The organism is Streptomyces sp. AcH 505 (assembly GCF_000818175.1).
In the GTDB taxonomy this organism is placed as follows: domain Bacteria; phylum Actinomycetota; class Actinomycetes; order Streptomycetales; family Streptomycetaceae; genus Streptomyces.
The window spans coordinates 1,158,284-1,172,369 of sequence record NZ_JTIY01000002.1; the positions used below are offsets into that span (position 1 = coordinate 1,158,284).

The following is a 14,086-nucleotide window of genomic DNA, read 5'->3' on the forward strand; positions in this document are numbered from 1 at the left end:
GGCGCCGCTGCGCCGGACGGAATCGCCGCCGCGCCGCCGGAGGCTGACGCGCGCATGGGCGCGACCGGGGAGCTGTTGCCGTTCACCGGCCGTACGCCGCATCTGACGTCCCTCGCCCTGGACAGCGGACTCACCTCCCGGCTGGTCGCCCGCGCCCGCAGCGAGCAGTCGTCGGTGCACGCGGCGCTGTGCGCCGCCGCCTCGCTGGCGTTCCACCGCAGGGGACGGGAGTTCGTACGCGTCCTGAGCCCGATGGACCTGCGGCGGGCGGTCGGCCTCCCTGCCGAGACCGTCGTACGATTCGCCGGTGCCAAGACGGCCAGCGACGGCCGCGACGGCGACGACCTGTGGTCGCTGGCCCGCAGCCATCACCGGGCACTGTCCGCCCAGCGCACCCCGCAGGCCATCGCCGAAGGGTCAGCTGTCCTCGCGGAGCAGGCGCCGGACAGCCCCGAAGGCGTCGAGGCGATGATGGCCGCCGCTACCACCGCCGACATCCAGATCACCAACCTCGGCGTGGCACAGCCCCACGCATCCGGTACGGGCATCCTCGCCGCGCTCTGGGGCCCCGCCCAGCTGACTCAGCTGCGCGGCGAACACCTCCTCGGCGTCGTCACCGTCAACGGCCGGCTCCGGATGACGGAACTCACCCACGACCCCCTCGCCGGACTCGTCACCGAGATCGCCACGCTCCTGGCCGAGGCGTGCGCCGAGCCGAATACGTAGCCGCGTACTGGCGTACGGACCTGCGCTCCGCACCGCGTACCGAGCGCATGCGGCGACCAGTCGCAGGGACGCGTCGACCCCGCCCCGGAGCGAACAGGACGGCGCGACGACAGTGCGCAGCCCCGCCAGGAGCCACGCGCCGTTTTGCGCCGTCCGTCGCCGGCGGTCCGCCGCCTGATCGTCACGCTCCGACGAAACTCACCGTCTCGGTCAGGTCCGCCCGCCCGGTTCGCAGCCGGGGCGCGCCGTCGTTCTCGTATCCGACCGCGACACCGCAGACCAGTACGAGCCCGTCACCACGTACACATGCCACGGCTGGAGGTTCCCGCTCGACGGAGCCCGCGCCGCCGCGGTCAGCACGCGTTCGAGTATCTCCTTGCGTACCGGCTCGTCGCTGAACGCCCGTACCGCCCGGCGACTTTCCACTGCTTCGTAAACGTCCACGCCGTCGCGCCTCCCGTTCCATGGCGGGGCAGCCATCTTTCCCGTTCTGAGATCGCCGGAACAGTAAATGGCCCATGCTGATGGGCCGACCACTGCTACCTTTTCCGGAGGCCGTGCGAGAGATCGAGGAGGTGGTACCCGTGAACGCAGTATCGACATGGGTGCTCCCCTCCGGGGTCGCGGTCGGGCGATAGACAGGTCGTCCGGGAGCGCCGTTGCAGCGCACTCCCGAAAGGCACGACCATGCATGTAACTTCCGAGCGACGCCTCGACGACGGCGTCCTCGAACGCGAATTCACCCTCGGAGAGATCCCCGGCATCCTGTGGATGCCCCCGTCCGCTTCCGCTCCGGTCCCACTGATCCTGCTCGGCCACCCCGCGCTCGGGCTGCGCAAGATGTATCCCCGGCTGGTGGCCCGGGCCCGGCACTCCGCGGCGGCGGGCTTCGCCACGGCCACCATCGAGCTCCCCGGGAGCGGGGACCGGCCTCGTTGGCCCGCCCTCGACCAGGCCCGAGCCGAGCTGCGCCGCGCGATGCAGGCCGGCGGGCCGGTCAGCGACGAGATTGTCGACGCTCTCGTTCTCCCGCTGGTCGACAAGGCGGTCCCGGAATGGCAGGCCGCGTTGGACGTCTTCCTGTCGCTGCCGGAGATCGGCGGTCCGGTCGGGTATTCGGGGGGAGTGATCTCCATCGGCGTCCGGCTGGCGGTGGTCGAGCCGCGCATCGTGGCCGCCGGTCTGTTCGCGGGGAGCCTTGTGCCCCGCGTGATGTTCGAGGAAGCCCGGCAGGTCACCATTCCGCTGCATGTCCTGCTGCAGTGGGACGACGAGGGTAACGACCGGCAGGCAGCCCTGGACCTGTTTGACGCCTTCGGTTCCGAGGAGAAGTCCCTGCACGCCAATATGGGCGGTCACACCGGCGTCCCGCAGTTCGCGGGAGACGCCGCGGCCCAGTTCTTCACACGGCACCTGCTGTGATGCCGGACCGTCGGACGGCAGCAGACAGTAGGTGATGCCGGCGGCACACCGCTTCGTCAGGGACGGGTCCCGGCCCCTGCAACCGTCTGGGCAGCGGGCCCCTACCGAACTCTCGGTAGGGGCCCGCGCTGCCTTACGTATCCGTCTCCGGCCCAACCACAGGCGACAGGATGTCGCCCATGGTTCCGGACCGGGCGAGGTGCGCCGGGTGGTCGAGCGCGCCTCGCTGGCTGCACCGGCTCAAAAGGCTGCTCACCGTCCACGGGGAGTGGGTGGTCACTTGGCGGTGCCCGAGACGTCGAGCTTGCCCACCATGATGTGCATGGTGTCGGCTTCCCAGACGACGTAGAACTTGCCTGGTGCGTACTCGTCCGCCATCGGGTATGTGTCCCAGTCGGCACCGTCGGGCTGGGGTGGGTCGTTCAATACCGTGTCGACGAGGGGTGTTTCGGCGCTCCAGGATCCGCCTTTGGGCTGGACCTTGTAGGCGAGTTTGTCGCGATACCCCGTCTGCCCCACGGTCGCCGTGCCTGAGTTGTAGATGTAGAGGTACTGCCCGTTGCTGTCCGTGGTGAAGAAGTCTTTGGCGATGTTGTGGCTCGGCAGGGCCGGGTCTTCTTTGAACGGACCCCAAGTGCGCCCGCCGTCCGAACTTGTGGCCTTCGCAGCGTTGCCGTTCGCGCGGGCGACCATGACGAGGTCTCGGACGTCGCCGTTGCCGTCGTCGTCCTGGGAGACGGCGATCTGGTTCTCACCCGGCAGCGTGGCCCCGTTCGTCGGATGGCCGCCTGGCGTCCAGGTCTTCAGGTCGCTGTCGTCGGAGGTCAGCACCCCGTTCTCCCGCCCGGTGGACCAGTACGGCATGACGTAACTGTCCGGGCCCAACTGGAGCGGGCGGCCTGAGAAGACGATGTTTTCCTTGAGGTGCGCCAGGTCGGTGGTGAGGGGGTAGGGCAGCCATGAGTGCCCTTCGTCGGTGCTGCGCATGACGACCACAGCGGTTGTCGCGCCGGCATGATGTTGCGAGCTTTTGGCCGTGTCCCCGGTGACGTAGGCGAAGAGCTGGTTGCCCGTTTGAAAGAGGACAACGTCGTTCCACGTCATCTTGTCCGTCTCCTGCACCAGCATCTGGGGCGGACTCCAAGTGTCGCCACCGTCGAGGGTGTAGGAGTAGCGGATGTAGCCCTGGTCGACATGGTTGGGGACGATGCCCTCCCGCCACGCCACGACCGCGTGGGTTTCGCTGGTGCTGATGATGTCGGGGACCCGGGTGCCGTCACCATGGCTCACCGTGTCCGAGTAGACCGTCGACACGTCGGTGAAGTTGGGCGCGAAGACGGAGGCTGAGGAAACGGCAGCCCTTGCGGAGTTGGGGGCGGGGTCAGGGTCGGGGGTGGACGCTGTGGCAAGACGGGGCAGGAGGAGGCCGGTCAGCACAGCGAGTACCAGAACGATCGGGAGGGCGGGCCACACCCGCGCACGCGTCACCAGAGCCATTGCTGGTCCTTGTCTCCGGAGCAAGTCCGCTGGACGGCCTTCGCTGCCGTGTTCGAGGACGGGACCGTCAGGCACAAGCCGCTGTTCTTGTTGACGAGTTGGTAGCCGACGTGCTCCCAGACCTGGTCGGCTTGGTCGCCGCACGGCCACTGGATCACCTCGGAGTCCTCACTCGTACTGCCGTTGGCGAGGGCCAGGCATTCATCGGTCGCCTGGTTGACCACGTGGAAGCCGCCGGGCACAGAAATGAGGCCCCAGAAGTTGGTCTCGCTGTAACTGCAGTCCCACTGGATCATCGTGACGCCGGTGACATCGGCTTGGGTGGGATAAGCCAGACAGTATCCGCTGCCCTGGTTGAACAGACGGGCATAGGTGGATGCGGTCGAGTCATCGGTCCACAGCCATCGCTCGTTGTAGTTGTCGGAGCAGGGCCACTGGATGATACGGGTGCCATTGGTGGCGGAGGAGCTGGGGACCGCCAGACACCTCTGGGAGTTCACGTTCCACAACCGCCCCCAACTGTCACGGATCCACGTCTGGTTGGCCTGGTTCGCCACGCAGTGCTCCTGGACGGCCTGCACGCCGTCGAGCTGGCTGGATCCGGGGATGGCGAGACAGAGATCGCTGTTGGCGTTGCTGATCCGGTAATGGTCGGCAGTGCCCGCGATCAGGGTCAGCGACCAGTCCTGGTCGGGATTGCTGGTGCACTGCCACTCGACTATCTGGGTGCCGTCGGTCTCGCTCGACGCGGGCACGACCATACATCTGCCTGTGGCGAGGTTGATGAGGTTCGTCGGCGGGGTGTACGCACTGGCGGTGCCACCGGAGGACACCGCGAAGAGGAGAGTGACGGCGACCGCCAAGATCCATCTTAGTGTTTTCATTGACATGTCAGTTGCTGATCCATTTCGTTGTGACTGTCGGTATTCCTTACCTCGGACCAACTGCGTTATCAGCATACTGAAGCCCCCGAACTGCCCTTCTTCAGCGCGGAGTTCAGAGAAATCTGGCGAAGCCGGGCCGCCACCGGAGCGCGACTTCGGTACTGGCTGGCTCAGCTCGGCGGGGGTGCCGGGCGCGGCCCACGCGCCGGCGATGCCGGACGGCGCTGCCATCGCCGGCGTCACCCGCCCTCGCGTGCCGCGCGCTGCTCAAGGGCGGCCCCGCAGCGCAAGGAAGGGGCTGGCGCCGTTCCGCACCAGCAAGGCAAGATCGGTCGTGTGACACGCGATCCTCGTGACGATGCCGAGTTGTTGGCCCTGGTACGCCGCTATGTCACACCCGAGCGGCGTTACCTGAAGCTCGGCGGCAGCTTGCTACGCATGCAAAGTCCGGAGTACGACCGATTTACGCGAGATCTGTGTGAGGACGCGGGACTCATCACCCCGGCTGAGATCACCACGCTTCTTGAGGGCGGTTGGAGAGAACGGAGAACCGCGGCTTGGCTCGTAGCTGTCTCGCGCCGGACTGAGTTCCGTGAGCGCCTCGGCGAGCTTCTGCTGGCCAGCGAGGTCTGCTGTGTCGGGCTGGCCTACGGCGTGGCCCTGGCCAGTTTCGGAACGGCGCGCGATGCTGATCTGCTCGCCGCCTACCTTGATCGTTACCTCCGCCGGCCCGACCTCGGATACGACCAAACCGTCGTGATGGGCGCTCTCCAGTTCATCGACCTGAATCTTGGAGCTGGTCGAGCCGACCGCTTCCGGGAACCAGATGGCCTGTGGCAGCAGTGGCTTCACGATGCACCTCACATGCAGGGCGACTCGGACCCCACCCCCTTCTTCTTGAGCCTTGTTCGACGGCTTTGCGCGTTCGTCGACGAATGCGCCGAGGCGCCATGACCCCACTCGCTTGGCTCCCGGGATGTGCGCAGCAGATGCCGCTTTGGTGGAGAGTCCGGCGCTGTTCGATTGCTGGCCGGCTAGAAGAGGTCGGCCGAGGTGCCCTCCATGAGGTTCTGGAGGATGGTGCGCAGCCACGGGCTGCGCACGGCCGGTAGCCGGACCAAGGTGTGCTGGAACGTTCCCCGGTCGGTCCGGAACAGGTGGTTGGGGAGCAGCGGGAGCGGGTCGTCGCGGAGGACGTCTTGGGGTACGCGGCCCGACGCGGGAACCGGCACGTATGGCTGGGGAGAGACCAGCCACAGCCACACACCCAACGGCAGGGGTACCAGGTATGCCGGCGCGATCGGGCTGGCGGGGGTCCAGGTCTGGCCCGTCTGGGGATGGACCGGTACGAGGAGGATGCCGAGGCCCGCGTCCGGGGAGGGCTGTCCCGGTCCAGCCAGGACGGCGCGCCGCTTCGGGAGGCTTGGCGGCAGCAGGGCGTCGAGTGCGCGTTGGAAGACGTCCGTGGGCAGACCGCCCGGGACCTTCACCGGCTGCCCTTGGGAGGCAACCAGGAGGTGTGCGAGCGCGTGGCCGGCTGCCGCCTCCCACTGCGGACTCCACGACCAGTAGTGGTTCGAGCCCAACCGTCCTCCCCACGTGGCAATCGGCTCGAACGGGGGCGTTTTCTCACCCTTCTCTGCCAGCTCCGCCCAGGAGAGGGGCGCGGCGTGGATACCGTCAACGGGGATGCGTCGCACGGCGTCCGAGCTGAGCCGTACCGTCTGCCAGAGCGAACAGTCGTCGACCCTTGTCGCCACGGGCAGGTTGCATGCCTCGCAAGCCATGTTGGGCCCGTCGGCCCCGTCGAGGCCACAGCAGGCACCGCCGCGCTTCTCGGGAATCAGCCGGGTCCCACGGACATCACCGGGCGCGATGACACTCGCCCCGGGTGTGCTGTCGGACAGGGCGTAGACCGGCGCGTAGATGCCGCGTGCCTCTGCCTCGCCCGGCTCGATCTCGTCCCACATCCGCCACGGCCCTCCCCAGGGGTCCGGGTCCACGGCAAACGTGCCTGACTGCATGAGCACCGGCAGCTGGGTCCCGTTCCCGTACTTCTGACGGGCGTGAACCGGCAGTGAGACCTGGGACAGCGGGGCCGTCAACTCGGCGCCGCATCCCGCACACACGAAAACGAACAAATATCCTCCGCCTGCCGAAACAGACGCATCCTCGCAGCTCGTCGGCGGCCGGCCAACATGTTTTCTCATCCGTTGAGGGACGCCGATCTCGTTGAGGATGAGTTCGACATATGTGTCGACGTCGTGGTCGCCGGCCGAAATGGCCGGCGCCGGAGGACCGCCCGTACCGGTCACGGCGAGCAAGGTCGGGGCGCAGCCGTAGGGCTTCATCCCCAACCACGCGGAGCGCCGTGCTCGCGGTGAGCGCCGGAGCGGCCGAGAACCTGATTCGGCCGTCGGGACGTCTTGCTGGGTGTGAAAGGCATAGCAGACCTCGACGAGGCAGAGCTCGTGCGCCGCGTCGCCGGCGGCGACCGCGCCGCGTTCGACGAGTTGTACCGGCGTACCTCGCCCTGGCTGGCGGTCCGGCTCCGCCGCCGGTGCGCTGACGAGGACGTCGTCGCCGACGTACTCCAGGAGACCTACCTGGCGCTCTGGCGGGCGGCCGGCAGTTACGCGGGTTCCCTGACCGGGGGCAGTGCGGTCGGCTGGCTCTGGACGATCGCCGCGAACCGTCTCGTCGACGCGTTCCGCAAGCGCGCCAGGCAGGAGCGGCTGCCTGCTGTTGACCTGGTCGAGCGGACCGTGCCGGCCGCCGAGGACGAGGTGCTGGCGAACCGCGTCGACCAGAACCTTGAGCAGGCGTTGCTGCGGCTGCCACCGGAGTTGCGGCAGGTGTTGCAGGCGATGGTGCTCGACGATCTGTCGGTCCGGCAGACGGCGGTGCTGCTCGGCGTGCCGGAGGGCACGGTGAAGACCCGCGCGCGGCGGGCCCGGATCGCGTTGCGGGAGACGCTCTCATGACTCATCCCACTGCCATGGTTCTGGCCTGTTACGCGCAGGGCGGGCGCGGACTCGACGACGCCGCGCTCTGGTCGGTCGAGATCCATCTCGACGCGTGCGCGCAGTGCCGTGAGCGCCTGGCCGAAGAAGTCACTCCCGCCACGGCGGAGTTGCTCGACCGGGTCGCTCTCTCGCTCGACCAGGCGATCAGTACGAGCCCGCTGCCGGCCCGGCGCCGCACACGTGCCGGGGCTGCTCACCGACGCCTGTTTGTCCGGACGTTGCTGCCCTGGCTCGCGATGACCGTCGCGGTGCTGGGCTGCGGCGTACTCCTCGACATCGCTGAACCGGGCCTGCCGTCGCTCGTGTTGCTGCTGGCTCCGGTGGCTCCGCTGCCCGGCGTCGCGGTGGCCTGGAGCCGACGGACCGACCCGGTCTGGGAACTGATCGCGACCACGCCCGCGGCCGGCCTGGCCATGGTGTTGCGGCGCACGCTCGCGGTGCTCGTCGTCGTACTTCCGGCGTTGCTGGTGGCGGGGGTGAGCACCGGAACCTCACTGGGCCTTGTCCTGCTGCCGTGCCTGGCGTTCACTGCGGCCACCCTCGCGCTCGGTGCCTTCATCGGCGTCCGGCACGCGGCGGTCGGACTCGCGGTGGCCTGGTGCGTGGCGGTCCTGCTGCCGAGCGTCGCGACCGGATCGCTGTCCCCGGTGCTGCGGCCGGGCAGCAACGCCGCCTGGGGGGCGGCCGTCGCTGCCCTCGCCGTGACCGTCCCCTTCGCCGCCACTCGCTTCCGCCGCCTGACCAGCGGCAACTAGATCCCCGAGCAGGAGAAAACACCATGCGACTGGTGAGCGCTGCCGAAACAGCCCCCACTCTTCATCCCTGGCGGGTCCACGCGCGTGAGCTGCGGGTCCGGGCCGGCCGGCACTTGGCCGTCGACGGCCTCGACCTGGCACTGAAAACCGGAGTTCACGGTCTGCTCGGCCCGAACGGTGCCGGAAAGACGACGCTGATACGCGCGCTGTCCACCGTCGTCAAACCAGCCGGCGGCTCGTTGACGCTGCTCGGCGCGCAGGTCGACGGCCGCGCCGACCTGCGGCAGGTGCGTCGCGGACTGGGTTATCTGCCGCAGCAGTTCGGCTTCTACCCACGTTTCACCGTCCGCGAGTTCGTCGCGTACATGGCCTGGCTCAAGGAGATGCCCAAAGCCGCGGTACCCGACGCCGTACAACGCGCGATCGAGCGGGTGGGGCTCACCGGCAAGGCCGAGACCAGGATGAAGGCCCTGTCCGGCGGCATGCTGCGCCGGGTCGGCATCGCCCAGGCCGTCGTGAACGACCCCGAGTTGCTGCTGCTCGACGAGCCCACCGTCGGACTCGACCCCGAACAGCGGCTCGACTTCCGCGACTTGCTGCGTGACCTCGGCTCCGACAGCTGTGTGCTGGTCTCCACCCACCTCGTCGAGGACGTCGTCGCCGCGTGCACCGACGTCATCGTCATGAGCGACGGCCGACGACTCTTCCAGGGCACCCCCGACGACCTGATTGCCCTCGGCGGGCAGGACGAAGCGGGCGACAGTCCGGCGGAGCGCGGGTACTCCGCGCTTCTGCGTCAGCACAGGAGCAACGCATGATCCGTATCCTCGGCATCGAGCTCCGGCGGTCGGTAGCTCTCGGCGCGGCGCTGCTGATCGCCGTCGGCGGCACGATCGTGCTCCAGGCCACCACGGGGCGATGGGCCAACGGGTGGATGGCGCTGGTCATGACTCAGCGCGAATATCTCGCGGTGATGTCGCCCCTCGCGATGGCCGCCGGTGCGTGGCAGTCCTATCGCGAACACCGGGCGAACGTCGCCGAGTTGTTCGCCAGCGCGCCGCGCCCGCGATCTCGGCGGATCGTGCCGATCCTGGCCGCGACCGGGCTGACGGTCCTCGTCGCGTACTTGGTCACGCTCCTGGCGGCGGCCCCACGGATCGCCGGCACGGCACATTATCTGCCGCCGGCCGCGTTCGCCGTCACGGCCGTCGGGCTGATCACGATGATCGCCTCGGTCTGGGTCGGGCTGGCCGTCGGACGGCTGGTGCCGGCGCTCGCCACCGCACCCGCGTTGGCCGTGGTCGGTTACATACTGCAGGTCCTCGCGCCCCATCTCCTTTCGGATCAGGGGTTCGTGGTCGCGTTCTCGCCGAGCATGGGGATGAGCCGGTTCAGCGACTACGACACCGTCGGAGGCGGAGTCAGCGGTGCCCAGGCTCTGTGGATGGCCGCAGTCGCGGTGGCCGGCGTCATGCTTTTCGCCGTCCGGAACCGTAGGCTCGCGTTCGCCGCACTGGTGCCGCTGGCGATCGGCGCGACAGTCACGGCCCTGGTCGCGCCGACCGGCGCTGCCTACGACCGGCAGACCCTCGACCCGGTCGCCCAGGAACTGGTGTGCACCACGGACACTCCGCGTGTCTGCGTCAGCCGGGCGCACGAAGGTGTGCTGCCCGAGGTGGTGCCCAAGGCCCGGCAGGCGTTGCGACTCCTGCCGGCGACGGGGATCGTCGCGGCACACGAGGACACGAGCACCATCTTTCCTCCCACCTCGCCGGGGCCGCGGGCCGGCACCGCGCTGATGGACATCACGCTCGACAAGCACGGCCATCTCGCCGACCCGGGCCAGTTCCTGCCGAGGATGCTCACCGAGGTGTTCGCCACCCCGATCAGCTGCGCGGAGACCCGGGACATCGATCTCGCCAGCGCTGCCGCCTTTTGGCTGCTCGACCGGGAGCCGGTCGCCGGTCTCAACGGCTTCGACTTCGACGAACCGGAGACCGTCACGCTCTGGAAGGGGCTGAAGGCCCTGCCCCCGGCCGAGGCTGGCGGCAGGGTTGCCGCCGTCCACCGGGCCGCTCAGAAGTGCCAGGACACCAGCGGCCTCCTGACCCGAAGTGCCCGATGAGAGGCATCATGCTCTACGTCCGCTCGCGCCGGGTGCCGACGGCGCTCGGCGCGGTGGTCTCGGCGACCGCCCTGGCATGGCTGCCGGCGGCGGTCTTCAGCGACGCGGGCGAGGTGAGCAGCACCGTACTCGCCCTGACCGTGCTGCTCCTCGTGGCCGCTGTCACCTCGACCCTCGGCGGTCCCGACGACACGCTGGACCGCACAGCGGCGAGGCCGTGGGGGTTGCTGCGGACATCGCACCTGGCCGCGGCCTTGGGATGCATGCTCATGGTCCTGCCGGCCACGCTGCTCACCGCCACGCGGTTCGGACCGTTCGGATCCGTCGTCCGCGACACGGCCGGTCTGCTGGGCCTGACCGCCCTCGCGGCGGCCGCGACCGGCAGCGCCAGGGCGTGGTTCCTGCCGCTCGGGTGGACGCTCGGCGCGACGGCGTATCCGGGCACAGGTACCGCGGGTGAAGCACTGACCTGGCAGACACAGGCATCTGACAGTTCACCGGCAGCCGTGGTTGCGGCAGTGCTCGCCGCCGTTGGCCTCACCGTGTACGTGAGGTGGGGCCCACGCCCGCGAACGTCGTCGGAGAACGTCTGAGTGGGCGGGCTTCGACGGCGCGGGAAACCGCAGCGAAATCGGTCCGGACTCTTGACTGTGATGTTGGAGTCCGGTGATATGCGATGGAAAACATTCGAAAAAGTTTGCTGTTGTTCAACTGGTGACTGTCGAAGCTGTGATGGACGCTGAACGGCGTTCGGCTCGCGCGGCGTTCGGCGGTTCAAGACGAGGGACACACATGCGAGGCAGACGAGAAGGACTCTGGCGGGCGGTGACCGGCGTGGCGCTGTCGGGGCTGCTGGGCAGCATGGTGGTTGTGGCAGCCGCCGCACCGTCCACCGCCGTGCAGACCCCCGCGAGATCCTGGACGGTGAACGGGCCAGGCGATTCGGCGCTCAACGCGGAACTCGACCTCGACCCCGCGGGCGAACTGCACCTCGCGGTGGACCGCGACAAGGTACCGGCGCTGCTGCCGGGCCGGCTCGGAATCCGTACCGACCAGCACGATCTGACGACCGGGCTGCGGCTGGTCAAGACGAGTGAGCGCACGGTCCACGAGTCCTACAACACCACCACAGGCAAGCAACTGCGGCGTTCGGCCACGATGCGGGAGGCCACGTTCACCTTCCGCGGCGCCGACGGCGCGCGGCTGGGCGTGGTGGTACGCGTGTCTGACGACGGCGTCGCCTACCGCTACCTGCTGGATGACCAGGGGCCGGTGACGGTGACGGGTGAGGCCTCGACGTTCGAGCTTCCGACGGACGCCAAGGCCTGGGTCCAGCCGTACTCGAACAGCTACGAGACCGAGCGGACCGAGACCACCGCGGGCGCGGCCAACGAGGCGCAGCCGCAGCAATGCGGCGGTGACACCTGTTCGTTCGGCTTCCCGACGCTGTTCGAGGTGGGGAGCACCTACGTGCTCCTGACGGAGGCGGACGTCGACGGCCGGTATTCCGGCAGCCATCTCGACCACGTGGCGGGCGGCTCCGGCTACTCGGTCGCACTGGCGGACGACACCCCCGTGACCTCCCAGGGGCCGCTCGCGACGCCGTGGCGTACCGCGATCGTGGGGAGCCTGGACACGCTGGTCGGCTCCACACTCGTGGACGACCTCGCGCCGCCCGCGAAGGTCAAGGACACCTCGTGGATCCGGCCGGGCGTCGACGACTGGTCCTGGCTGAGCGAAGGGTCGAGCCCCGGTGACTTCGACCGGCAGAAGGACTTCGTCGACTACGCGGCCGAACACGGGCTGCAGTACACGCTCGTGGACGCCGGATGGCAGGCGAGCTGGGTCCCGCAGCTGGTCCGCTACGCGCGGGCCAAAGGCGTCGACGTGATCCTGTGGTTCGCCTGGACCGACCTCAAGACACAGGAGCAGCGCGACAGTTGGTTCGCGAAGATCAAGGGGTGGGGTGTCGCGGGGGTCAAGGTCGACTACATGGACTCCGACTCCCAGTCGACCTTCCAGTGGTACGACGCGATCCTGCGCGACACCGCTCAGCAGAAGCTCATGATCGACTTCCATGGCGCCACGATCCCTCGTGGTCTGCAGCGTACGTGGCCGCAGGTGATGAGCGTCGAGGCGGTTCGCGGGGAGGAGAACGGCCAGAGCCCGACCCGCGACATCTTCCTCGCCTTCACCCGCAACATCGTCGGTTCGATGGACTACACCCCGACATGGTTCTCCCGACCGGGCCGCAAGGACTCCCTGGCGCACGAACTGGCGCTGCCCGTGGTCTACGAGTCCGGCTGGACCAGCCTGGGCGACAATCCAGAGGGGTTCGCCGCGCAGCCGGTGGCCGAGCGCTACCTCGAACAACTCCCCACCACCTGGGACGAGACGCATCTCGTCTCGGGAGGACCCGGCCAACAGCCCGTCGGTGACCGGCAGGCAGTCATCGCCCGCCGCAACGGGGACCGCTGGTTCGTCGGCGGCATCCTGGCAGGCGCGAGCGACACGATGAAGGCGCCACTCACCTTCCTCGGCAAGGGCACGTGGCTCCTGGAGACCATCGGCGACAGTGACGGCCAACTGCGGCGTACCGTCAGTACGGTGACCGACAAGAGTGTCGTCTCGGTCCCCGCGGCCGCAGACGGCGGTTTCGTAGCGCTTGCCTGCCCCGCCGCCAAGGGCCGCACCAGCTGCGATCAGCCCGTCGTCACCGCGCCCGACACCTCCCTGACCCTCGACCCTGCGACCACGACTGTCAGCCCAGGAGCTTCCGCCGGCGTCGACGCGACGTTCGTCCTCCCGAAGGGCTCCGCACTGCGGCAGGTGCGTATGACGCTGGACCGCGACCGGCTCCCGGTCGGCTGGAAGGCCACCGGCCGCGACGTCACCGCCGCCTCGCTGCGCGCGGGCAAGGCGCTCAGCGGCCACTGGACCGTGACGGTCGGCAAGGACCAGCCCGGCGGCGAGGTCGACGTGCCTGTCGTGGTCACCTACGCCAACCCGGCCGGGGGAAAGGCCCCGCCGGTTCACGTCGAAGACGTCGTACGGGTCTCCGTCCCGTTGCACGGCACGGTCTACGCCAGTGATCAGCCGTTCCTCACCGAGACCAACGGCTACGGGCCGGTGGAGCGGGACCAGTCCAACGGCGAGGCCGGCGGGCAGGACGGGAAGCCGCTGACGATAGGCGGGACCGTGTACGCCAAGGGCCTCGGCATGAACGCGCCGGGACAGGTGCAGATCGACCTCCAGGGCCGCTGCACCCGTCTTGAGGCCCATGTCGGCGTCGACGACGAGACGGCAGGGCAGGGGAGTGTCACGTTCACCGTCCTTGGTGACAACGGCCGGCAACTCGCCGCCACCGGAGTACTGAAGGGCGGCGACAGCGCGGTCGACCTGACCGTCGACGTCACCGAGGTGCACACGCTCACCCTCTCCGCCGGAGACGGCGGCGACGGCAAGAACTCCGACCACGCGGACTGGGGTCTGACCCAGCTGACCTGCCAGGACTGAAACAGCGGCACAGAGACGGACACCGTAGGCGGACCACGGCGACAACGGCCTGCCGCCCATGGTGGAACCAAAATTGCCCGGTTGGCATCATCCTGCGGCGCAGGCGCAGGCGCAGGCGCGCTAAGGGCAGCAAGG

12 protein-coding genes and 2 pseudogenes are annotated in these 14,086 nt (G+C 68.8%); 9 read left to right on the plus strand and 5 right to left on the minus strand.

What is annotated here, in order from left to right:
* Positions 1-726: pseudogene (locus tag HY68_RS35155) on the plus strand (peptide synthetase); the annotation flags it as partial.
* Positions 727-907: 181 nt separating this feature from the next.
* Here the strand turns inward: HY68_RS35155 and HY68_RS46110 are convergent.
* Complete coding sequence (locus HY68_RS46110) at positions 908-1,039, minus strand: hypothetical protein (protein WP_277816792.1); 132 nt, start codon at positions 1,037-1,039, stop codon at positions 908-910.
* Positions 1,015-1,170 (minus strand): annotated as a pseudogene (locus HY68_RS41255) (nitroreductase family protein); the annotation flags it as partial. The pseudogene HY68_RS41255 and the gene HY68_RS46110, both read right to left, overlap by 25 nt.
* A gap of 243 nt (positions 1,171-1,413) precedes the next feature.
* Between HY68_RS41255 and HY68_RS35165 the strand changes: the two are divergent.
* Entirely contained in the window at positions 1,414-2,148 is a 735-nt protein-coding gene (locus tag HY68_RS35165) for a hypothetical protein (RefSeq protein ID WP_041999707.1), read from the plus strand.
* A 276-nt stretch (positions 2,149-2,424) separates the two neighbouring features.
* On the opposite strand, the gene HY68_RS35170 is transcribed toward HY68_RS35165, so the two are convergent.
* Together HY68_RS35170 and HY68_RS39810 are read right to left on the minus strand one after the other, a co-directional pair.
* A complete protein-coding gene (locus tag HY68_RS35170; RefSeq protein ID WP_041999709.1) occupies positions 2,425-3,645 on the minus strand; it encodes a sialidase family protein in 1,221 nt (406 codons plus the stop codon).
* A complete protein-coding gene (locus HY68_RS39810) occupies positions 3,633-4,535 on the minus strand; it encodes an RICIN domain-containing protein (protein WP_198533489.1) in 903 nt (300 codons plus the stop codon). Before HY68_RS39810 ends, HY68_RS35170 begins: the two co-directional genes overlap by 13 nt.
* A gap of 330 nt (positions 4,536-4,865) precedes the next feature.
* Here HY68_RS39810 and HY68_RS35180 point away from each other — a divergent pair, with 330 nt between their 5' ends.
* Positions 4,866-5,483: a DUF6000 family protein gene (locus tag HY68_RS35180; protein WP_041999711.1), complete on the plus strand. Its 618-nt coding sequence runs from the start codon at positions 4,866-4,868 to the stop codon at positions 5,481-5,483.
* A gap of 80 nt (positions 5,484-5,563) precedes the next feature.
* On the opposite strand, the gene HY68_RS35185 is transcribed toward HY68_RS35180, so the two are convergent.
* Positions 5,564-6,670 (minus strand): hypothetical protein, encoded by a 1,107-nt coding sequence (locus HY68_RS35185; RefSeq protein WP_041999713.1) that lies wholly within the window; start codon positions 6,668-6,670, stop codon positions 5,564-5,566.
* 294 nt (positions 6,671-6,964) lie between these two features.
* Between HY68_RS35185 and HY68_RS35190 the strand changes: the two genes are divergently transcribed.
* From HY68_RS35190 to HY68_RS35215, 6 genes are all read left to right on the plus strand, one after another.
* A complete protein-coding gene (locus HY68_RS35190) occupies positions 6,965-7,513 on the plus strand; it encodes an RNA polymerase sigma factor (RefSeq protein ID WP_042000832.1) in 549 nt (182 codons plus the stop codon).
* The gene (locus tag HY68_RS35195; protein WP_041999716.1) at positions 7,510-8,310 is read left to right on the plus strand and encodes a hypothetical protein; all 801 of its coding nucleotides are present in this window, start codon (positions 7,510-7,512) and stop codon (positions 8,308-8,310) included. The genes HY68_RS35190 and HY68_RS35195 overlap by 4 nt, the downstream gene beginning before the upstream one ends.
* A 23-nt stretch (positions 8,311-8,333) precedes the next feature.
* Entirely contained in the window at positions 8,334-9,128 is a 795-nt protein-coding gene (locus HY68_RS35200; protein ID WP_041999719.1) for an ATP-binding cassette domain-containing protein, read from the plus strand.
* The gene (locus tag HY68_RS35205; protein ID WP_041999722.1) at positions 9,125-10,435 is read left to right on the plus strand and encodes an ABC transporter permease; all 1,311 of its coding nucleotides are present in this window, start codon (positions 9,125-9,127) and stop codon (positions 10,433-10,435) included. Before HY68_RS35200 ends, HY68_RS35205 begins: the two co-directional genes overlap by 4 nt.
* On the plus strand, positions 10,432-11,028 hold the full coding sequence (locus HY68_RS35210) for a hypothetical protein (RefSeq protein WP_041999726.1): 597 nt from the start codon (positions 10,432-10,434) through the stop codon (positions 11,026-11,028). The genes HY68_RS35205 and HY68_RS35210 overlap by 4 nt, the downstream gene beginning before the upstream one ends.
* A 199-nt stretch (positions 11,029-11,227) precedes the next feature.
* Positions 11,228-13,951 (plus strand): glycoside hydrolase family 97 catalytic domain-containing protein, encoded by a 2,724-nt coding sequence (locus HY68_RS35215; protein WP_241778862.1) that lies wholly within the window; start codon positions 11,228-11,230, stop codon positions 13,949-13,951.
* The last annotated feature ends 135 nt before the right edge of the window (positions 13,952-14,086 follow it).